This window comes from Pseudarthrobacter sp. GQ63, from assembly GCF_059758765.1.
On record NZ_JCAXEF010000003.1, the window covers coordinates 248480 to 268928 of the forward strand.

At 66.1% G+C, this 20449-nt stretch carries 19 protein-coding genes; 7 read left to right on the forward strand and 12 right to left on the reverse strand.

Features of this window, described 5'->3' with window-relative positions; all coding sequences use genetic code 11:
- Nucleotides 1–61 precede the first annotated feature (61 nt).
- Nucleotides 62–376 (forward strand): hypothetical protein, encoded by a 315-nt coding sequence (locus AC6CHP_RS08380; RefSeq protein ID WP_104186438.1) that lies wholly within the window; start codon nucleotides 62–64, stop codon nucleotides 374–376.
- Nucleotides 377–556: 180 nt separating this feature from the next.
- Here AC6CHP_RS08380 and AC6CHP_RS08385 read toward each other — a convergent pair whose 3' ends face one another.
- Nucleotides 557–1135, reverse strand: coding sequence for a GNAT family N-acetyltransferase (locus AC6CHP_RS08385; RefSeq protein ID WP_498229120.1), 579 nt, complete (start codon nucleotides 1133–1135; stop codon nucleotides 557–559).
- A gap of 125 nt (nucleotides 1136–1260) precedes the next feature.
- On the opposite strand from AC6CHP_RS08385, the gene AC6CHP_RS08390 reads away from it, so the two are divergent.
- Nucleotides 1261–1464 (forward strand): hypothetical protein, encoded by a 204-nt coding sequence (locus AC6CHP_RS08390; protein WP_188731327.1) that lies wholly within the window; start codon nucleotides 1261–1263, stop codon nucleotides 1462–1464.
- A 59-nt stretch (nucleotides 1465–1523) separates the two neighbouring features.
- On the forward strand, nucleotides 1524–3020 hold the full coding sequence (locus tag AC6CHP_RS08395; RefSeq protein WP_188731329.1) for an MFS transporter: 1497 nt from the start codon (nucleotides 1524–1526) through the stop codon (nucleotides 3018–3020).
- Between the two features lie 149 nt (nucleotides 3021–3169).
- Here AC6CHP_RS08395 and bcp read toward each other — a convergent pair whose 3' ends face one another.
- The 10 genes from bcp to AC6CHP_RS08445 form a co-directional block, all read right to left on the reverse strand.
- Entirely contained in the window at nucleotides 3170–3649 is a 480-nt protein-coding gene (gene bcp, locus AC6CHP_RS08400) for a thioredoxin-dependent thiol peroxidase (protein WP_498229123.1), read from the reverse strand.
- A gap of 80 nt (nucleotides 3650–3729) precedes the next feature.
- Nucleotides 3730–4416: a winged helix-turn-helix domain-containing protein gene (locus AC6CHP_RS08405; protein WP_498229125.1), complete on the reverse strand. Its 687-nt coding sequence runs from the start codon at nucleotides 4414–4416 to the stop codon at nucleotides 3730–3732.
- Nucleotides 4417–4425: 9 nt separating this feature from the next.
- On the reverse strand, nucleotides 4426–5769 hold the full coding sequence (gene allB / locus AC6CHP_RS08410; protein ID WP_174175124.1) for an allantoinase AllB: 1344 nt from the start codon (nucleotides 5767–5769) through the stop codon (nucleotides 4426–4428).
- Complete coding sequence (locus AC6CHP_RS08415) at nucleotides 5762–6976, reverse strand: glycerate kinase (RefSeq protein WP_498229127.1); 1215 nt, start codon at nucleotides 6974–6976, stop codon at nucleotides 5762–5764. Before AC6CHP_RS08415 ends, allB begins: the two co-directional genes overlap by 8 nt.
- A gap of 29 nt (nucleotides 6977–7005) precedes the next feature.
- A complete protein-coding gene (gene gcl / locus AC6CHP_RS08420) occupies nucleotides 7006–8784 on the reverse strand; it encodes a glyoxylate carboligase (RefSeq protein ID WP_427115992.1) in 1779 nt (592 codons plus the stop codon).
- A gap of 177 nt (nucleotides 8785–8961) precedes the next feature.
- Nucleotides 8962–9840, reverse strand: a complete 879-nt coding sequence (locus tag AC6CHP_RS08425) for a 2-hydroxy-3-oxopropionate reductase (RefSeq protein WP_498229130.1) — start codon at nucleotides 9838–9840, stop codon at nucleotides 8962–8964.
- A 118-nt stretch (nucleotides 9841–9958) separates the two neighbouring features.
- Nucleotides 9959–10759, reverse strand: coding sequence for a hydroxypyruvate isomerase family protein (locus tag AC6CHP_RS08430; RefSeq protein WP_427115991.1), 801 nt, complete (start codon nucleotides 10757–10759; stop codon nucleotides 9959–9961).
- 230 nt (nucleotides 10760–10989) lie between these two features.
- Nucleotides 10990–11493, reverse strand: a complete 504-nt coding sequence (locus tag AC6CHP_RS08435; RefSeq protein WP_188731342.1) for a hypothetical protein — start codon at nucleotides 11491–11493, stop codon at nucleotides 10990–10992.
- 268 nt (nucleotides 11494–11761) lie between these two features.
- On the reverse strand, nucleotides 11762–13051 hold the full coding sequence (locus AC6CHP_RS08440; RefSeq protein WP_498229132.1) for an MFS transporter: 1290 nt from the start codon (nucleotides 13049–13051) through the stop codon (nucleotides 11762–11764).
- A 56-nt stretch (nucleotides 13052–13107) separates the two neighbouring features.
- The gene (locus AC6CHP_RS08445; RefSeq protein WP_498229134.1) at nucleotides 13108–14337 is read right to left on the reverse strand and encodes a M20 metallopeptidase family protein; all 1230 of its coding nucleotides are present in this window, start codon (nucleotides 14335–14337) and stop codon (nucleotides 13108–13110) included.
- 135 nt (nucleotides 14338–14472) lie between these two features.
- Between AC6CHP_RS08445 and AC6CHP_RS08450 the strand changes: the two genes are divergently transcribed.
- The 4 genes from AC6CHP_RS08450 to AC6CHP_RS08465 all read left to right on the forward strand — a co-directional run bounded on the left by AC6CHP_RS08450 (nucleotide 14473) and on the right by AC6CHP_RS08465 (nucleotide 18451).
- Complete coding sequence (locus tag AC6CHP_RS08450; protein ID WP_377192721.1) at nucleotides 14473–15501, forward strand: Lrp/AsnC family transcriptional regulator; 1029 nt, start codon at nucleotides 14473–14475, stop codon at nucleotides 15499–15501.
- A gap of 161 nt (nucleotides 15502–15662) precedes the next feature.
- Nucleotides 15663–17069 (forward strand): cation:dicarboxylate symporter family transporter, encoded by a 1407-nt coding sequence (locus tag AC6CHP_RS08455; RefSeq protein WP_498229136.1) that lies wholly within the window; start codon nucleotides 15663–15665, stop codon nucleotides 17067–17069.
- A 39-nt stretch (nucleotides 17070–17108) separates the two neighbouring features.
- Nucleotides 17109–17408 (forward strand): putative quinol monooxygenase, encoded by a 300-nt coding sequence (locus AC6CHP_RS08460; protein ID WP_066279483.1) that lies wholly within the window; start codon nucleotides 17109–17111, stop codon nucleotides 17406–17408.
- A gap of 125 nt (nucleotides 17409–17533) precedes the next feature.
- Nucleotides 17534–18451: a Rieske (2Fe-2S) protein gene (locus AC6CHP_RS08465; RefSeq protein ID WP_498229138.1), complete on the forward strand. Its 918-nt coding sequence runs from the start codon at nucleotides 17534–17536 to the stop codon at nucleotides 18449–18451.
- A gap of 105 nt (nucleotides 18452–18556) precedes the next feature.
- Here the strand turns inward: AC6CHP_RS08465 and AC6CHP_RS08470 are convergent, their stop codons facing one another.
- Nucleotides 18557–20395, reverse strand: coding sequence for an HNH endonuclease signature motif containing protein (locus AC6CHP_RS08470; protein WP_498229140.1), 1839 nt, complete (start codon nucleotides 20393–20395; stop codon nucleotides 18557–18559).
- Nucleotides 20396–20449 lie beyond the last annotated feature (54 nt).

Genomic DNA, 20449 nt, shown 5'->3' on the forward strand with positions numbered 1-20449 from the left:
CACCGGACCAGTGCCAAGGACGGTCTGCCGGGAGGCTGGACGGCTCGGAAAAGGTGCGGTCATGGGGCAAATCAGGATCATAGATCAGGCGGCGGTCCAGGCTGCAGCTTTGGCGGCTTTGGACAAGGGCCGGGCGCTGCTGCGGGTCTACTTCCACAGGCGGAAAGTGCGCGCTGCGGCCACGGCGCTGGCGGCGGCTTTGGCCGAGTCCCGGGAGGTGTGGAGCTGGCCGGGAGACCGGCTTCCGGTGGGGGACGAGATGTCGCAGCAGGTGGAACGGCTGACCCGCCGGCTCAAACTCGAGACGGAAGCACACGTGAGGCTGGAGGCGCTTTTCAAGACTGCGGGCGGAGGGCGTTCCGTCCTGGCGCTTTAGGTGCCACACTTATGAGCAATCGAGTGGCTGGGGGTTACCGGGTCAGGAGATTGTTATGGGTTGGTGGACAGGTTGGGCGTACCTCATTGCGGGACTCATGACAGTGGACGCACTCCTTTTGGCGCTGTGGGCTATTGACGAAGACTGGCCACGGAGCTGGTGGAAGAAACCCTGACGCCTTCAGCGTGGCGGCAGCTCCAGCCGCATCAGCACCCGCGGGAACCCATTAAGCTTTGATCCGGTGTCCGCGGCCTTGGTGAAGCCCGCATCCTCAAACAGTTTGCGCGTGCCCACATAGGCCATGGTGAGGTCCACTTTCCGGCTGCCGTTGTCCACCGGGTACCCCTCGATGGCCGGTGCCCCGTAGGCCCGGGCCATGTCCACCGCGCCGGCGAGCAGGTGGTGCGAGATGCCTTTGCCCCGGTAGCCGGGCCGCACCCGGATGCACCAGACGGACCACACCTTTGTGTCGTCCACATGCGGGATCTTGCGGTTGCCGGCAAAACTGGTGTCCGCACGGGGGTGGACCGCTGCCCACCCAACTACCTCGCCGCCGTCGTACGCCAAGACCCCCGGTGGGGGATCCTGCGCCACCAGCTGCTTCACCAGGGCGCCGCGCTCGGTCCCGCGCAGGGCCTGGTTTTGCTTCGACGGGATGCGGTAGCTCAGGCACCAGCAGACGTTGGCGTCGGGCCGTTTGGGTCCGACCATGGTTTTGACGTCCTCGAAGCTGGTTGCGGGACGGACCTCGATGCCCATGCGGCCATCCTGTCACCGGGCTGCAACGCTCTGCAACGGCGCTCTGCAACGGCGCCTGCCCCTGCGGGGGACAGCACCGCTACACTGTACCGACACGGCAACTGCGGATAGACATGGCGGGCACAATGAACGACAAGCTGCACCTCACTCCGGAAGACCAGTTCCCGGAGGATCTGGAAAACGTCTCGGACCAGGAACTGCAGGTCCTGGACAGCCAGGTCCAGCGCCAGCTCGACCACGAAATGGTGGTGGATGGTGAATCGGACCGCGAAACCGAGTTCCGCCACTACGAGCTGGACGAGGAATTCAGCGACCGAGACAAGCGCTGACAAAAACCCCCGGCCCCTGACCGTGTCCATGCTCCAAGGTTGTTATTACACTGGGACGCATGACCGAGCAGGAGCCGGTCCCGCCGCGCGCCGCTGCGGCTTCCGACGGCGGGAGAAGACTTAGCGAGGACGTTGCCTTAGCGTCCGCCGCACCCGAGGAGGGTGAGCCTCCGCGCCTCACTGATCCGAACGCCGTCGACACGTCTGTGCGCACCCCGGCCCAGCGGTCCCGCACCTTCGCCGGGATCCTGGTGAACACCGCGGCCGCCAACGTCACCACCAGCTATCTCTGGTTCGCACTGACGTTTTGGGTGTACCTGGAGACGCGCAACGTGATTGCCACCGGGGTAGTGGGCGGCGCGTACATGCTGCTGATCGCCGCGTCCAGCATCAGCTTCGGCACCTTCGTTGACCGCTACCGCAAGCTGGCCGTGATGCGATTCGCCGCGGCCTTCACCCTGGTGATGTTTGCGTTGTCCGGGGCCATGTTCCTGTTGACGCCCACCGCCTGGCTGCTGGACCTGACCCGGCCGTGGTTCTGGGTGTTCACGCTGGTCATCCTGATCGGCGCGGTGGTTGAGAACATGCGCAACATTGCCCTCTCCACCACGGTGACCATCCTGGTCGAGCCGGACCGCCGCGCCAACGCCAATGGGCTGGTGGGCATGGTGCAGGGACTGATGTTCATTGTCACGTCCGTGCTCTCCGGTCTCTCGGTGGGGCTGCTCGGCATGGGCTGGACCATCGCCGTCGCGCTGGCGCTCACGGCACTGGCGTTCCTGCACCTGCTCACCCTGCGCATGCCCGAGGAAGTCCGGGCGGCAGCCACGGATGCCCACGGCAGCTTCGACCTGCGCGGCTCCCTCGCCGCCGTGCTGGCCATCTCCGGGCTGTTCGCCCTGATCCTGTTCTCCACGTTCAACAACTTCATTGGCGGCGTCTACATGGCCTTGATGGATCCCTACGGCCTGGAGATGTTCCCCGTGGAGCTGTGGGGAATCTTCTCCGCCGTGGGGTTCACGGGGATCCTTGTGGGCGGTGCGCTGATTGGCAAGTTCGGGCTGGGATCCAACCCTTTGCGGACGCTGCTCCTTGCGGTGGCCCTCATGGGTTTCCTGGGTGCAATTTTCACAATCAGGGAGTGGGCGTGGCTGTACATCGCGGGAATCTGGGCCTACCTGGTCCTGGTGCCCTTTGTGGAAGCTGCGGAGCAGACTGTCATCCAGCAGGTGGTGCCGTTGCAGCGGCAGGGCCGGGTGTTCGGGTTCGCCATGGCCTTCGAGTCCGCAGCATCGCCTGTCACGGCGTTCCTTATCGCCCCGATCGCCCAGTTCTGGATCATTCCCTACGCCCGGTCCGCCGACGGCGCCGCCCAGCTGGCCCCGCTGCTGGGCGAGGGCACCTCCCGCGGCATCGCCCTCGTATTCCTCGTGGCCGGGGCCATCATGATCATCGCCGCGCTGCTGGCTTTCCTCACGCCCGTCTACCGCCGGGTCTCGGCGTCGTACGCACAGGCGGCGGCAGAAGAGTCGCGGGCACCGGACACCGCTGCGTAAACACCGAACGCCCCCGCACTGCTGACCAGTGAGATGGTGACCAGTGCGAGAGCGTCCGGGAAAAAGCTGCGGTAAGTGAGAGAGCGTCCGGGGAAAGCTGCGGTAAGTGCGAGAGCGTCCGGGAAAAAGCTGCGGTAAGAGAGCGAGCGCTAGATTCCCAGGGCTTCCTTCAGGGCGGCCACGTGGCCATCGGCCTCGACCTGGTACTGCGCCAGGACGACGTTGCCTTCGGTATCCAGCACGACTGTGGAGCGGACGATCCCCTCAGTGATTTCGCCGTTGACCAGCTTCTCGCCCCAGGCGCCGTAGGCCAGGGCAACTGAGTGGTCCGGGTCGGAGAGCAGCGGGAAGGTCAGGGAGAAGTCGCCGGTGAAGCCGGCCAGCGCCTCGGGCTCGTCGGGGGAGACGCCGATGACCTCGTAGCCCTTGCCCTGGAGGGAAGCCAGGCTGTCGCGGAAGTCGCAGGCCTCGGTGGTGCAGCCAGGGGTGGCGGCCTTCGGGTAGAAGTACACGATGACGTTCTTGCCACGGTAATCGGCCAAGGCAGTCTCGCGGCCCTGGGCATCCTGAAGGGTGAAGTCAGGGGCCGGGGTTCCGGGCTGGAGCTTGGTGGTCAGGGTGGGGCTCATGGTGTTCCTTTGGAAGACTTTGTCATTACTGGCAAAACATCAAGTGAAGCGGCTTCCCGCTCAGTGGTACAACTCCGGCGTCATATGCAGTATTCCGCCGGCCCGCGGACGGTGGCGCAGGAACCGGGCACAAACTGGTAGCCGCCGCCCCTGACGGTGGCCACGGCATGGCGGGCATTCCCGAGCTTGCGGCGGATCCTGCCCACGTACACGTCGATGGACCGGGCCGAGGCGCCGGGGGTTTCGAACGAGTCCAGGAACTCCTGCAGTTCCTCCCTGCCCACTGTGCGGGACAGGTGCGTGACCAGGTACCGGAGGACCTTGAATTCGACGCCGGTCAGCGGCACCCGCCGTCCATCCAAAAGGACCTGGTCAGCGGCGAGGTCCACCGCCATGCGGCTCACGGGGCCGGCCGACGGCGGCAGCCGGGTGCCGCCGTCGTCCTCCCCTGGTGCCCCGGATGGGGCGCCGGCAGGGTCCTCTGCCGCGGAGGGAGAATGAGAGGAGTCGTCTGCGGCTCCCCCCGAGTCAGCGGAGGACCCCGGCGTGGGAGCTCCGGCGGCGGGCCAGTGGACTTCCGCCTCCGGAGCAGTTTGAAGGGCCCTGGCCAGGACCAGTTGGGCGGCGCGGGCCAGGAGTTCCGGGCTGGTGCGTTCCTCCGGGACCACCCACACGGCGAGGCCGCGGGCGGCTGCCCCGGTGAAGGCAGGCCTGGCGATGGTTCCGGGACGCGCCCCCGTCCTCGGATGGTGGGCTTCCACTGCCATGGCGCGTCCTTAGACTCCGCCGCGGCGGATCAGCTTGCCCGTGGGGGTCTGCCCGTCCACGACGGCCCCGCGCAGGAAGGTCTTCCGGACCACGCCGGAGAGGGCCTTGCCGTCGTACGGGGTGATGGGGTTCTTGTGCTTGAGCTTGGAGACGTCCACCACGAAGGCCTCATCCGGGGCGAAGACGGCGAAGTCGGCGTCGTAGCCCAGTGCCAGCTGTCCCTTGGTGGAGAGCCGGGCCAGGGCGGCGGGCTTCTCGCCCATCCAGGACACCACCTGCTCCAGCGGGATGCCGCGGTGCCGGGCCTCGGTCCAGATGAGCGAGAGCCCCAGCTGGAGCGACGAGACGCCGCCCCAGGCGACGGCGAAGTCACCGTTCTCCAGGTCCTTCAGGTCCAGGGTGGAGGGGGAGTGGTCCGAGACGATGCAGTCGATGGTGCCGTCCAGCAGGCCCTGCCACAGCAGCTCCCGGTTGGAGGCCTCACGGATCGGCGGGCAGCACTTGTAGGCGGTGGCGCCGTCCGGGATTTCCTCGGCCATCAGCGTGAGGTAGTGCGGGCACGTTTCCACGGTGAGCTTCACGCCGTCGCGCTTTGCGCTGGCAATCATGGGCAACGCGTCCGACGACGAGAGGTGCAGGATGTGCGCGCGCGCGCCGGTCCAGCGGGCCCGTTCAATGACCTCGGCGATGGCCTTGTTCTCGGCTCCGCGCGGGCGGGAGGCCAGGAAGGTCTGGTAGTGGTCGCCGCCGGGGTGCGGGGCGCGGTCGATGGCGTGCGAGTCCTCGGCGTGGACGATCATGAGCGAATCGAATGACTTGAGCTCGGCCATGTCCTCCTCCATCTCGTCCGCGTCCAGGTGCGGGAACTCGTCCACGCCGGAGTGCAGGAGGAAGCACTTGAAGCCGAACACGCCTTCGTCGTGCAGGGCACGCAGGTCGCCCTTGTTGCCAGGGATCGCGCCGCCCCAGAATCCGACGTCGACGAACGCCTGGTCCTCGGCCACCTCACGCTTGAGCTTGAGGTTTGCCACGGTGGTGGTGGGAGGGACGGAGTTCAGCGGCATGTCGATGATGGTGGTGACGCCGCCGGCCGCCGCTGCACGGGTGGCGGAGGCGAAGCCTTCCCACTCGGTGCGGCCGGGCTCGTTGACGTGGACGTGGGTGTCCACCAGGCCGGGGATGAGGGTTTCGTCGTCAGCCAGTTCGATGACTTCCGCGCCCGCCAGGCCGTTGCCCAGCGGCTCGAGGGCCACGATCTTGCCGCCGCGGACGCCCACTTCACGGGGAGCCAGGCCGGCGGTGGTGAGGATGCGCTGGCCGCGGATGACCAGGTCAAAACGTTCTTCAGACATGGAGGTCCTCCTTGGTGGTTGCGGAGCGGGACAGCGTGGTGGCTGCCAGCCTTCCGCTGATCTGTGTGCCTAGCTGCTCCAGAAGCGGCGCTGCCTCTGCTATGCACCTGTCTACATTGCTTTCAAGCTCGGTCAAAGCGTAAACGTCCTCGAATCCGGCGGCGGCCGCCTGCCCCTCTGCCAGGGTGCTTCGCCCGCAGACGGCAACCACCGGGACGCCCTGCGCCGCGGCTGCCCGGGCCACGCCCATGGGGGTCTTGCCCAGGAGGCTTTGTTCGTCCAGGCTGCCTTCGCCGGTGATCACCAGGTCGGCGCCGGCCAGCCGTTCGGCGAGGCCGGTGAATTCAAGCACGACGTCGATGCCCGGGCGCCGGGTTGCGGCCAGGACGGCGATGGCTGCGTAGCCAACGCCTCCTGCCGCTCCGGCGCCTGGGGCTTCCGCCGCTTTGAAGGCCCTGTTGTACGGGCCTTCCGAACCGATTTCCCTGGCCAGGACTTCGACAAACCTGGCCAGGGCGGCGTCGAGCATGCCGACGTCCTGTTGTGTGGCGCCTTTCTGCGGGCCGAAAATCGCCGCGGCGCCCTGGGGGCCCAGCAAGGGATTGTCGACGTCGGACGCCAGCACAAAGCGTGTGTCCTTCAGCCGGGGTTCGAACCCGCTGAAGTCGATCCGGTCCAGGCGGGCCAAGGCGGCACCGCCGGCCGGAAGGTCGTTGCCGGCGGCATCGAGGAGCCTGGCGCCGAGGCCCTGCAGGACTCCGGCGCCGCCGTCGGTATTGGCACTGCCGCCCACGCCCAGGATGATGCGGTTGCAGCCGGCATCCAGGGCGGCACGGATGAGCTGGCCAGTGCCCAGGCTCGTGGCCGTGGCGGCCGCCGCCGGGCCCGGACGCCCGTCCACCAGGACACTTGCGGGAAGAAGCGCCAGGCCCGAGGCCGCGGCCATCTCGATGACGGCTTCATTGCCCCGGACGGCGAACTCGGCCGTGACCGGTTCCCCCGTTGGTCCGGCCACCACGGCGCTGCGGCGGGTGAAGCCCGAGCCGACGGCGGCGTCGAGGGTTCCCTCACCGCCGTCGGCCACGGGAATCCGGATCACCTCAAGGTTCCCGCCCGCGCCCCGCTGCAGGCCCTTTTCCAGGTGCGCACAGACTTCGGGGGCGGACAACGACCCCTTGAACTTGTCCGGGGCAATGACAATGCGCATGGCTGTCTTTCTTTTGAGGGCTGCAGGGTTTAGGCCTGCAGCGCCAGGATGGCGGTGGGGGCGTCGGCGGCGGTCTCGGCCAGTTCCTCGAACTCGTTCACGGCGTTGATTTCCACGCCCATGGAGATGTTGGTGACCTTCTCCAGGATCACTTCCACCACCACGGGAACCTGGAACTCGCCCATGAGTGCCTTGGCCTTGTCGAAGGCGGCGGCGAGGTCGTTGGGGTCCTCCACGCGCACGGCCTTGCAGCCCAGGCCTTCAGCAACCTTGAGGTGGTCCACGCCGTAGCCGTTGGTCTCAGGCGAGTTGATGTTGTCGAACGCCAGGGACACGTTCTGTTCCATGTTGAACCCGCGCTGGGACTGGCGGATCAGCCCCAGGTAGGAGTTGTTCACCACCACGTGGATGTACGGCAGGTTGAACTGCGCGCCCACGGCCAGTTCCTCGATCATGAACTGGAAGTCGTAGTCGCCGGAGAGGGCCACCACGGTCTCGTCGGGCTTGCCGCGGACCACGCCGAGGGCGGCCGGGGCCGTCCAGCCCAGGGGGCCCGCCTGGCCGGCATTGATCCACTTGCGCGGGCCGAACACGTGCAGCATCTGCGCGCCGGCGATCTGCGACAGCCCGATGGTGGACACGTAGATGGTGTCGCGGCCGAAGGACTTGTTCATCTCCTCGTACACGCGCTGCGGCTTGATGGGGATGTTCCCGAAGTGCGTCTTGCGGTGCAGGGAGGCCTTGCGGTCCTGGCACTCGGCAACCCAGGCGCTGTAGTCCGGCAGGGACCCTGCCGCCTTGCGCTCCTTGGCGAGCTCAACCAGCCCGGCCAGCGCCGCACCGGCGTCGGAGGCGATGCCCAGGTCCGGCGAGAACACGCGGCCAATCTGGGTGGGCTCAATGTCGATGTGCACGAACTTCCGGCCGGCCGTGTAGGTCTCCAGGCCGCCGGTGTGGCGGTTGGCCCAGCGGTTGCCGATGCCGATCACGAAGTCGCTCTGCAGGTAGTTCTCGTTGCCGTAGCGGTGGGACGTCTGCAGGCCCACCATGCCGGCCATGAGCTGGTGGTCGTCCGGGATGGTGCCCCAGCCCATCAGGGTGGGGATGACGGGAATGTTCAGGGTCTCGGCCAGCTCAACGAGCTGCGCGGAGGCGCCTGCGTTGATGATGCCGCCGCCGGCCACGATCAGCGGGTGCTGGGCTGCGGTCAGCATGTCCAGGGCCTTTTCCAGCTGCTTGCGGGAGGCCTTCGGCTTTTCCACGGGCAGGGGCTCGTAGGTGTCGATGTCGAACTCGATCTCGGCCATCTGCACGTCGATGGGCAGGTCCAGCAGCACGGGGCCGGGGCGGCCGGAGCGCATCAGCTGGAACGCCTTCTGGAAGGCGCCGGGAACCTGGCCGGGCTCCAGGATGGTCATGGCCATCTTGGTGACGGGCTTGGCAATGGACTCGATGTCCACGGCCTGGAAATCTTCCTTATGCAGCTTGGCCACGGGGGCCTGGCCGGTGATGCAGAGCATCGGGATGGAATCGGCCCACGCGGCGTACAGGCCGGTGATCATGTCCGTGCCGGCCGGACCGGAGGTGCCGATGCAGATGCCGATGTTGCCGTCCTTGGCCCGGCTGAAGCCGTCCGCCATGTGGCTGGCACCTTCAACGTGGCGGGCCAGGGTGTGGCGGATGCCGCCGTGGGCGCGCATTGCGGAATAGAAGGGGTTGATCGCGGCGCCTGGCAGGCCGAACGCCTCGATGGCGCCTTCCTTTTCCAGGATGGCAACCGCTGCATCAACGGTACGCATCTTGCTCATGGTGTGCTCCTACTAAAAGTCTGGTGGGAAAAGCCTGTTTTTGGGTGTGCTGAAGTACCCCCACGAACCGTCGCGGGGCACTTTGGGGGTGGCCGCCGTCGTAATTGACGACGGCGACCGGCGAGCCTGTGTCGAAGTGCCCCGTTTTGGTGGGGCTGGCTTAGCTGCTGCCCGGGATTACTTCCGGCCGCTGAGCTGGAGGACCTGCTTGAAGAGTCCTGAGTGGTCCAGTGCGCCGTCGCCCTGGTTGACGGTGGCGGCGACGAGCTGGGCGACGACGGCGCCGAGGGGGACGGCGACGTTGGCTTCGCGGGCGGCGGAGGTGACGATGCCCAGGTCCTTATGGTGCAGGGCCAGGCGGAAGCCGGGGTCGAAATTGCGGTCGAGCATTTTCTGGCCCTTCTGGTCCAGGACTTTGGAGCCGGCGAGGCCGCCGCCGAGGACCTTGAGGGCGGCGTCGGTGTCCACTCCGTAAGCCTCGAGGAAGGCGATGGCCTCGCCGAGGACCTCGATGTTGACGGCGACGATGAGCTGGTTGGCTGCCTTGACCGTCTGGCCGGAGCCGGAGGGGCCCACGTGGACGATGGTCTTGCCGACGGCGTTCAGGACGTCCGATGCTGCGTCGAAGTCTGCCTTGTCGCCGCCCACCATGATGGAGAGGACGGCGTCGATGGCGCCCTGTTCGCCGCCGGAGACGGGAGCGTCGAGCGGGCGGATGCCGGCTTCGCGGGCGTCGTCGGAGAGGCGCTTGGCGACGTCGGGGCGGATGCTGGAGGCGTCGATCCACAGGGTGCCCTGTTTGGCGTTGGCGAAGACGCCGTCCTTGCCGCTGACAACACCCTCGACATCGGGGGAGTCCGGCACCATGGTGATGACGACGTCGGCATCCTTGACGGCGTCAGCGATGCTGGTGGCACCCTTGCCGCCTTCGGAGACGAGCTTGTCGATCTTGTCCTGGCTGCGGTTGAAGCCGGTGACGGTGTGGCCGGCCTTGACCAGGTTGATGGCCATGGGCAGGCCCATGATTCCGAGTCCGATAACTGCAACGTTGCTCATGATGGTTCTCTTTTCTGGAAGTCTGTGATGGTGCGGCAGGATTCCAACTAGGTCGCAGTAGATGTTGTTTTGGGGGCCGTAAACGACATCTGCTGCTACCTAGTTGGGCGGGCGGGGATTACTTGGCGGCGTGTTCGCGGATGGCCCAGCTGAAGGCCGTTTCCTGCGGTTCCTTGTACTCGAGGCCGATGTAGCCCTCGTAACCGAGTTCACGGCTGCGGGCGATCCACTCGCCGAGGGGAAGGGTGCCGGTGCCGGGGGCGCCGCGGCCGGGGTTATCCGCGATCTGGATGTGGCCGAAGTCCTTGGCGTGGTTTTCGATGACGGACTCGACGTCGTCGCCGTTGACTGACAGGTGGTAGAAGTCGGCGAGGAGCTTGATGTTGCCGACGCCGGCCTCCGCCTTCACCCGGGCGATGACCTTGAGTGCGTCGTCGGCGGTGAGGAGCGGGTATTTGGGTGCTCCGCTGACCGGTTCGAGGAGGACGGTCCCGCCGATCCGGGCGACGCCTTCTGCTGCTGCGGCGAGGTTCTTGACCGCCAGTTCGTCCTGCTCCTCGGGAGTGAACTCCTCCTGCCGGTTGCCGTAGAGGGCGTTGAAGGCCTTGCAGCCCAGGCGCTCGCCGATGCCGGCCACAACGTCGATGTTGTCCTTGAACTCGGAGCAGCGTCCCTTCCAGGAGACCAGGCCGCGGTCGCCGCCGGGCATGTTGCCGGCGTTGAAGTTCAGGCCGGTGAGCTGCACCCCTGCGTCCTTGATGGCGTTCTCGAATTCGGTGACCTGGGCGTCGGACGGAACGGAGCTTTCAAACGGCCACCAGAACTCCACAGCGTCAAAGCCGGCTGCCTTGGCTGCGGCGGGGCGCTCGAGCAGGGGCAGCTCCGTGAGGAGGATGGAGCAGTTCACTGTGTACGTCATCGTAGGTCCTTCCAAGGAGGGCTTTGATCCATCTTCCCTTGCTTCGAGTTCTCAAACTTTCCGCTTTGTGGAATTTAGATTCTGCTTTATGAAAAGTGTAGGGAATGAGGGGTGGGGGAGTCAAGGGGCGCATTGGCCCACGCAACGTGGTCCAGGCCGCACACGACAGAGAGCCAGGGGCGGTGGCCCCTGGCTCTCTTATGTTTCTGTCTACGGAAAGTCCCGCCCTGTCAGCGGCCTCTCGTAACTTCAACCACGTCGCTCTTCTTCCAGTCGGACCAGTCGGACCAGTGTCCGTTGTCCTTCTTCACCCGGTAAGACACCATGTGGTACACCTCTTCGGCGCCCCTCTTGTCCAGGTTGCGGACTTTGTCAACGCTGTGGATGATCCTGGCGTCGTCCTTCTTGTCGAATTCCTCGTAGAAGTGGGAGCTGCCGAGGAAGTCGTCCGTGCGCCGCGGGCCCTTCTCGTCCTCGTAGCGGAGTTGGCGGATATGGACGGTCTTCTTGCCGTCGCAATCGGCCTTGATCCTGAAGTCGACCTTGTTGCCGCGGAGGTCCTTGGGGTCCAGCGGTTTGACGGTACACCCGTGCCGGTCGTCACGCCGGTCGTCATGTGCCTGGACCGGGCCGGCGAATGCCACGGAACCGCCGAGCAGGCCCAGGGAGAGGAGCGGAACCAGGGCGATCCTTGCTCGGGTTGAGCGGATTCCTGTTGATGGAGTGATGGACATTTGTGCTCCTGAAAAGGATGCGATTCACCAATTGTGTTAGGGCGCGATTCCCCATGTGGGGCAGGTAAGCCAGCGCCTGACTGAGCATCGCGGTTGGTCAGCGGCGGCCGCAGCCTGCCCGTCCCCTTTTCAAACTGCACGCCCTGCTAGTGGGGGCGCATATCCGGCCTCATTGAATGTTTGTGATCCGGTACTTAAATCGTGCACCTGCGCTTCGGCACGCGCTAGGGCCGCGTCTACCCTTTTTGGTTGCGTTTCAAGCCTGCCCCTAGTGCGTCAGGTCCTTGCCCTTGGTCTCGGGAATGGTGAACACGAACGCCGCGCTCACGGCCAGGAGCGCCACTGCGTAGATGTTGAACAGCTGCGGCACGCCCATGGTGGTTCCGAGCCACTGCTGCAGGTACGGTGCGGTGCCGCCGAACACTGCCACGCAGATGGAGTACGGCACACCCACGCCGACGGTGCGGATGGACGTGGGGAACAGCTCTGCGTAGACGGCCGGCACAATGGCGGCGCTCGCAGCAATGAAGACCAGCATGACGGACATACCCACGGCCAGCTGCCAGGCTGAATCCTTGAGCAGCCAGGTCATGGGGAAGTGCATCACTGCAGACCCGATGGCGCCGGACCACAGCACCTTCTTGCGTCCGATGCGGTCGGACAGTTTCCCCCGGAAGGGAAGGGCGGCGATGAAGACGATGTTGGCGATGACGGCTGCCCAGAGTGCTTCGCCGCGGTCGATCTTCAGTGCGGTGGTGGCGTAGCTGGGCGCCACGACTCCCCAGACGTAGTAAATGACTGTCAGTCCAACCGTCAGGCCGATGACCTGCAGCGCCTGCTTGCGGTGGCGGACAATCTGCGGCCAGAGCGGTGCGCGCTTTTCGGCCAGCGATTCGCCCTCGAACGCTTCGGTCTCGTGCAGCCGTGACCGCATGATCAGCGCGTACAGCCCCATGGCTGCGCCCAGCAGGAACGGGATGCGCCAGCCCCAGGCGTTCATGGCCTCCGCCGTCAGGGTCATGTTAAGGACGGCGCCCAGCAGTGTGCCGAACAGGATGCCCACGGTTCCGGAGGTGTAGATCAGGGTGGCCCAGAAGCCGCGGTGCTCCTTGGGTGCCATCTCGGACAGGTAGGTCTGCGACGACGGCAGCTCGCCGCCGTGCGCCAGGCCCTGGATGAGCCGTGCCACCAGCAGCATCAGGGACGCCCAGGCGCCAATGCTCGCGAAGGTCGGAGCGATGCCGATCATCAGGCTGCCCAGCGAAGCGAGTCCGACGGCGAGGGTCATCGAGGTCTTGCGGCCCACCCTGTCGCCGATCCAGCCGAAGAGGAAGCCGCCGAAGGGCCGTGCCACAAAGCCGACGGCGAAGATCGCCAGCGTGGACAGTACCGCCGACGCCGGGTCGGCCTTGCTGAAGAGCTGGCTGGCAATGAAAGGCGTGAACGTGGCGTAAATGGCCCAGTCGTACCATTCGACGGCATTGCCGATGCCGGTTCCGACGATGGTCTTGGTGGTGGACACGCGTCCAGTCTGCTGCTTGGTTACTGCAATGGACATGGTTACTTCCTCAGGTTCGTGGTGAAGAGGATGGGGATGGGAAGGGCGACGGCGGGTCAGGCCGCCGCCGCCAGGGCGGCAAGGCGCGAGGTGGCCAGTTCGGTGTAGAGCGCAGCTCCATCAGCCAGCACGCCGTCGTCGAACGTTGCATAAGGGGAGTGGTTGAACGGTGAGGCGGCCGGATCGCCGCCCGGGGCGACGGCGCTGAGGCCGACGAACGTGCCGGGCACCTCGGCGAGTACCCGGGAAAAGTCTTCCGAACCGCTCAGGGGAGTGGCCCAGCGGGAAAGGCGGCGCTCGCCGAAAAGTCCCGCAATGACCTTCTCCGCCGTGTGCGTTTCGTCCTCGTTGGTGATGGTGAGGGGGTATTCCTCCTGGTAGTCCACGTGGACCTCCACCCCGTGCGCGGCCGCTATTCCCTGGAGCAGGCGCGGCACGGCCTCCATCATCCTGAGCCGGGAGCTTTCCGAGAAGGTTCGGACCGTCGCCTCGATGCGGGCAGTCTCGGGGATGATGTTCCGTTTGGTGCCGGCGTGCAGCACACCCACCGAGAGCACCACCGGATCGAACATGTTGAACTGCCGGGTCACCATGACCTGCAGGGCGGTGACCATCTCGGCAGCCACTGTGACGGGATCCTTCGCAGCGTGCGGGGCTGAGCCGTGGCCGCCCGCACCCAGCACCGTGACCTCCAGCCCGTCCGAGGCGCTAAGCATCACGCCGGGCTTCGTGCAGAACGTGCCGTGGGGCTCGAGCGAGGAAAACACATGCATCCCGTAAGCCGCCTGCACGCGGGTTCCGGCGGAATCCAGGACGCCTTCGCGGATCATGTAGCTGGCACCGTCGCATCCCTCTTCGCCGGGCTGGAACATCAGGACGACGTCGCCCTGCAGCAGGTGCTGCTTCTCGGCAAGGAGGGTGGCGGCTCCGGTGAGCATCGAGGTGTGCAGGTCGTGGCCGCAGGCGTGCATGGCGCCGTCGGCCTGGGAAGAGAACTCCACGCCCGTCTTCTCCTGGACGGGAAGGCCGTCCATGTCGGCGCGGAGGAGAACCGCGGGCCGCTGGGCGCCCGTGCTGCCTGCCGCGGCCTTGCCCCCGCGAAGCACTGCGGTGACGGAGGAGGTTTCCTTGCCCAGGGTGATCTCGAAAGGAAGCCCGTCGAGGGCCTCGAGGACTTTCTCCTGGGTCCGCGGGAGGTGCAGCCCGATTTCCGGGTGCCGGTGGAGGTCATGGCGGAGACGGATGAGGTCCCCATGCAGTTCCTTGGCGTCTTCAATTACGGGCACTGTGCGGCTCCTGGGCTTAGCTTTCGTGGTCTGTGGACTATTCTGGAGTGGCGCAACTCACATCCAGAGAAAGCGCTGGAAATATCCTTCCTGTACCGGACATCTGCAGGATTCGTGCATGAGGAGGTGGACCTGATGGAACTCAGTGAGGAAGACCTGGCCCTCATCCAGGTGCTGCAGACGTATCCCCGGCTCGGCTGGGCGGACGCCTCCAAGGTGCTGGGCGTGCACGCCACCACCCTTGCTGCCCGCTGGGAACGGCTGACCTCAAGCGGGGCAGCGTGGGTGACGGCTCACCTCGCGGGGGATCCACAGCAGATGCTCCTGGCCTTCGTGGCGGTGGACTGCGACATGAACCTGCGGGACAGCGTGACAGCGCAATTGGCCGGCATCCCCGGGATCATTACCGTGGAAGAAGCGGCAAGCAACCGGGACCTTATGCTGACCGTGGTCACCAGGTCGCTGGAGGAGTTCAGTGCCTCGGTGGTGGCCCAGTTGAAGAGCATCGAGGGGCTGATCAAGTACCAGGCGGCCCTGTGCACGCGGCTTCACACCAGCGCCGACGAGTGGCGGCTGAATATCCTGGACAAGCATCAGCTGGCATTGCTTCGGACGCTCGGGCGCCAAAGCGGCCCGGACGCCCGCCATGCGGAAGCCGGGCAGTTGCCGCAAAGCCACCTGGACCTGTTGCCGTTCCTGGCCCGCGACGGAAGGGCAACCGCGGCCCAGATAGCTCGGGAATTGGGGCGTCGTCCGGCAACGGTGCAGCGGCAGCTGAACCGGGTGCTGGCCAGCGGCGTCCTGCTGTTCCGCTGTGAAATTGCGCAAGCCTTTTCCTCCTACCCCGTGACATGCCAGTGGTTCGCCAATGTTCCCGCGGGACAGCATGAGGAAGCGGCTGCCGCCATCCGGACCATTAAGAATGTTCGACTGAGCGCCTCCACCACCGGGCCCACCAACTTCGTGATCATCATGTGGCTGCAGTCCCTTGCGGACGTTATGACCGCCGAACTTTCCCTCCAGCAAAAGGTCCCCGGCATACACCTGGTGGAAAGCGTGGTGATGCTGCGGACGGTTAAACGGGTGGGCTGGATGCTGAACGAGGACACCACGTCCAGCGGCGCGGTGGTGGTCCAGTCCGCGGCACTGCCGGCTGCGGACTGAGCCGCGGGGACCGGGGCACCCCAAATTCCTCCCGGCAGGCGCCCGCAGGCTTAATAGTTCCGCATTATGGATTTATCTTTCCGGAAACATGCGGTCCCTAACGTTGCTCGTGACCCTGCGGCATCCTATGTGCCGCTGTCCTCCAGCGAACAGGCAACGGCATGAATGTCACCGCGCCCACGGCAGCACCTCCCGCTTCCAGGAAGCCGCTCTACAAGTCCCTTTTCTTCCAGATCCTGGTGGCCGTTGTGGCCGGCATCCTCATCGGACACCTCTGGCCGGACATCGGCGCAGGGCTTCGCCCCCTGGGTGACGGCTTCATCCAGCTGATCAAGATGATCATCGCTCCGTTGATCTTCCTGGTGATCGTCACGGGCATCGCCGCGGTCAGTGACGTCAAGGCCGTGGGCCGCACCGGCGTCAAGGCGTTGATCTACTTCACGGCGGCCACGCTGTTTGCCCTGGTCTTTGGCCTGGTGGTGGGGAACGTGGTCCAGCCTGGCGCGGGACTGAACATCGATCCGGCGTCGCTCTCCCAGGACGCCCTCAACGCCAAAACCGCCACCGCGCCGCCGAAGGACGCTGGCGCCTTCATCCTGGGCATCATTCCCACCAGCGTGGTGGGAGCTTTTGCCAGCAACAGCCTGCTTCAGGTGTTGTGCTTCGCCGTCTTCTTCGGCGCGGCGATCGTCGTCGTCGGCCGTGAACGCTGCATGCCAGTCGTCACGCTGATGGAGACCGTGCTGGAGCTGTTCTTTAAGATCATGGGCTGGGTCATGCGGGTGGCGCCGGTGGGTGCTTTCGGTGCCATGGCATTCATCATCGGCCAGTACGGCCTCAGCTCCCTGAGCACGTATGCCCTGTTGATCGCGGCCTGCTACGGCGCGGCGATTGTGTTCATCGGACTGCTGTTTGTGGTGGCGTGGGTTTATCCGCGGGTGCCGCTGTGGCAGTTCATGAAGTACACCCGCGAGGAATTCCTACTCGCTTTGGGCACAGCCTCCACCGAATCCGTGCTGCCGCGCATCATGACCAAGCTGACCAACGCCGGTTGCTCCCGCGCCACCACCGGCCTGGTGGTCCCCACCGGGTATTCCTTCAACCTCGACGGCGCCGCGCTGTACCTCTCCATTTCCCTCCTGTTCCTGGCGCAGGCCTTCGGCTACAACCTGGACCTCGGCCAGCAACTGGCCGCGCTGGGCATCCTCATGCTGACGTCCAAGGGCATGGCCGGTGTGCCCGGATCAGCGTTCCTGGCCCTGTCCGCCACGGCGGGTGCTTTGGGAATCTTCCCGGTGGCGGGCGTTGCCCTCCTCCTGGGCGCGGACCGGCTGATGGACTCCATGCGCGTGGTGGTGAACCTGCTGGGCAACTGCGTTGCCACCTTCGTGGTGGCCAAGTGGGAAGGCCAGTTCGACCGCGCCGCCATGCTCCGCGCCTTTGCAGGGGAAACCACGACGACGGATGCGGCCTTGGAGCCGGCCGGAACCAGGGTGCCTGGCAGCGTGGCGGCGGGGACCGCCGTCGAAACGTCGCCGCTGGGGACGTCGGCGCCGGCGGTGCGGTAGCCTCCGCCCTTTGTCGCCCTTGTATTGCACACTGTTTCTATGACCTTTGCGAATGTGGGAAGCCTCGAAACCAAGCCCGGCCAGCGCGATGCCGTCCTCTCAATCCTGGTCCGGCCCATGGCCGGGCTGAAGGAGGCCGGCTGCCTGCTGTACGAGGTGGGCGTGAACGACGCCGTGCCGGACACCGTGTTCGTCTGTGAACTGTGGGAATCGCCGGAGGCGCACCGGGCTTCCCTGGGGCTGGAGAGTGTGCAGGCGGCGATTGAGGAAGCCATGCCACTGCTCACCGGTGAAATGGGCGGCAACCAGTTCACGGTGCTGGGTTCCCCGCTTCGTTAGGTTTTCGCGCCGGTAGCTGTCTGCGCTTGCAGGGTTCTAACCCATGGGGCCCTGTGCTGCGCCTGCTCCGGCAAGTAAGCTTCCCGGCATCGACTGGACATGGAGCAAAGGGGTAAGGGAGACACATGAAACCGCTGCCTGCACTGGAACTTGTTACCCGCCTGGAAGATGCGGAGTGGCTGGACCCCGTTTCCAAGAAGGTCCGAAAAGTGGTGAAGCGGGCCATCCGCCCCAAGTGGGCACGCGACGTCCTGCATGGCGTTCCCATTGGACACCCCGTGCATCCGCTGGCGGTCCAGGTGCCCATGGGTGCGTGGATCTCCGCGGCCGTGCTGGACGCCCTGCCTGGTAACGACAAGGCCTCAGCGCTCCTGATCGGTGTGGGCACCGGAGCCGCCGTGCCCTCCGCGGTGGCTGGCTTTACCGACTGGACGCAACTGCACCCCCAGCAGCAGCGGGTGGGGCTGGTCCATGCCGCTGCCAACATCACGGCCACGGGCCTCTACGCTGCCTCGCTGGTTGCCCGGGCCCGGGGCAGCCGGGGCGGAGGCAAGGTGCTTGCCTACCTCGGCCTGGCCGTTGTGGGTGCGGGCGGGTTCCTGGGCGGCCATCTCACGTACCGGCAGGCGGCGGGCGTGAATCACAGTGAGGAGATCCCGCACCGCTTCCCGAGCGGATGGCAGCCGCTGGCGCCGCTGTCCGAGCTGCCCGACGGGAAGCTCCACAAGGTTGTTGTGGCCGAGATTCCGCTGCTTGCCTACCGGGAGGGGGAGTCCGTCAGCGTGCTGTCCGACGTCTGCAGCCACCTTTCCGGGCCGCTGCACGAAGGCAAGGTCAAGGGCGGCGGGCTCCTGAACACGGTCGACCAGAACGGCGGCCCTGGTGACGGGGGCGACCCGTGCGTGGTGTGCCCCTGGCATGGAAGCACCTTCTCGCTGCGCACGGGGGAAGTGCAGTCTGGCCCCGCGACCGCGAAGCAGCCGCTCTTCGAGACGCGGGTAAGCGGCGGCCTCGTGGAAGTCTGCCTGCCCGGGGCTGAGTAGGCGCTCGCTGATTCGTTCGTCCGGCGTACTTGGGCTGTCTTTCCGGCTCGGGGCTGGCGACCCACGTGCGCCGGGCTGCCCGTGTCTGTGGGCGTTTGGTGCCGGCTAGGTCAGTGCCGGGTCCCAGTCCGTTATTGCGTCCCAGTCACTTATGGGGTCCTTTGGCAGGACGGGCGGCAGGGCGTAGAAGTCGTCCCATAAGGGGTCGTCCGCTGGTATGTCGTCCAGGTCTATGAGGTTGTCATCTTCAGGTTCCTCCGGTGGAGGTTCCAGGTGCAGGAGGTCTGCGGCAGGGCAGGCCTGGGCGACGGCCATTGGCGGATAAGGCAGCACGCCGGGAACTTGCCCGTTGTGATGCTCCTCCGGATTCAACGGCGCCGGCATGGCGGACAGGACAGATTCGGGCCAGTGGGGTGGTTCCCAGTCCTGATGTTCGCTTTTGTAGTGCCGGCCGGTGGGTGAGGTCCAGCCGGGTGGTTCGTTTGTGGTGGCTGGTGTTGGTGTCCAGCCGGTGGTGTGTCTGAGTTTGTGGTGCTTCGGGCAGGGGTGTCCGAGGTTGCTGATGCCGGTGGTTCCGCCGTGCTGCCAGGCCAGGAGGTGGTCTGCCTCGTTATCCAACGACGGGTTGTTGCAGCCGGGGAAGGGGCATTTGCCGTCCCGCAGCCGCAGCCAGTTCCGCATGGCTTTGGTGACCCGGTAGCTGGTCCGCCCGATCTCCAGCGGCGCCCCGTCCCGCGGATCGACAAGGACCCGGTGGAACGAATCCGCCCCGTTCGCGACCAGGTCCCTCGCCATGGACGCCGGGATCGGCCCGTACCCGTCCAGCATGGCGGGCTCGTCCGTTACTCCCATCAGCGCGACTACCGGGACCATGACGAGCACCTGCGCCCGGACCGCCGACGACAGCCCGGCAAGATCCGTCCCTGCACCTGCCCCGTCGTTGGTACCCAACCCGTCACCGTCGCCGTTGCAGTTACTGGCCCGGTCGCCGTCGCCGTTATTGGCGCCGCCGTTGCGGGCGGTGTTGCCTGCACGGAGGCTGGAACTGTCTCCATTACCGCGACTGCTGCTGGTATTGGTGCCGTTGGTGAGGATGGCTGCGGCGAATTGGTCGGCCCGGATTTGGGTGAGGGTGCGGAGTTCGTCGGGTCCCTGTATGCCCCGGGCGACGGCGTTGAGCCGGTTCCAGCCCGCCATTGCCCGGTGGGCGGGGAGGTAGGCCGAAAGCCAGGCCATGCCGTCCTGGTCCGGCCTGTACTCCACCCTCCGGTCCGCCAGGCCCTTGGCATGGCGCTTCTCGATCGATTCAGGGTGGTGGCGTTCCCGCCAGATGCGGGCCTTGTGCCGGAACCGATAGGCGGGCATCTCCCCGATCGCGGCCGCGGTGGCAGGCCTGGGGGTGTCGGGATCGAGGAAGTGGGCCTCCATGGCGGCGGCGCCTGCCGGATCGAGGGTGACTGCCTCGTCCACCATCCCCCGGGCATGCGCCCAGGAGATCGAACCGCCCTGCAAAGCTGCGAGCGTCCGGGGCAGAGTGGTGGTCAGTGCGTGGGACTCGGCCAACAGGGCACCGGCGGCACGATCACCGATCACCAGTGCACACCCGACCTCGGCCACCAGGCTCCGGTCCTGCGCCGTAGCCTCATGCGGCGAGGACGCCGGACCGTTCAGCACACTCGTGGCGGCAGCGAACACCTGAACCGCCTGCGCCTTCAATGCCGCCAGCTTCGCCTCGGACCGTGCCAGCCCTGCAAGAACTTCCAACGCCCCGTCAGCAATCCGCTGCAACGGATCATCACCAGCGCCAGCACACGCGCCAGTGACAGGCTCAGCGGTACCAGTACCGGAAACAGCCGCACCGCCGCCCGCGAGCACCGCCGTAAAAGCAGCCACAGAAGCGTCGACCGCTGCCTCCGCCTCCACCACCGCCGTCGTGCTTTCCATAAACCCATCTTGGCAGTGGGGTCTGACATTCAACGGTCAGGCAGCCGAACAGCG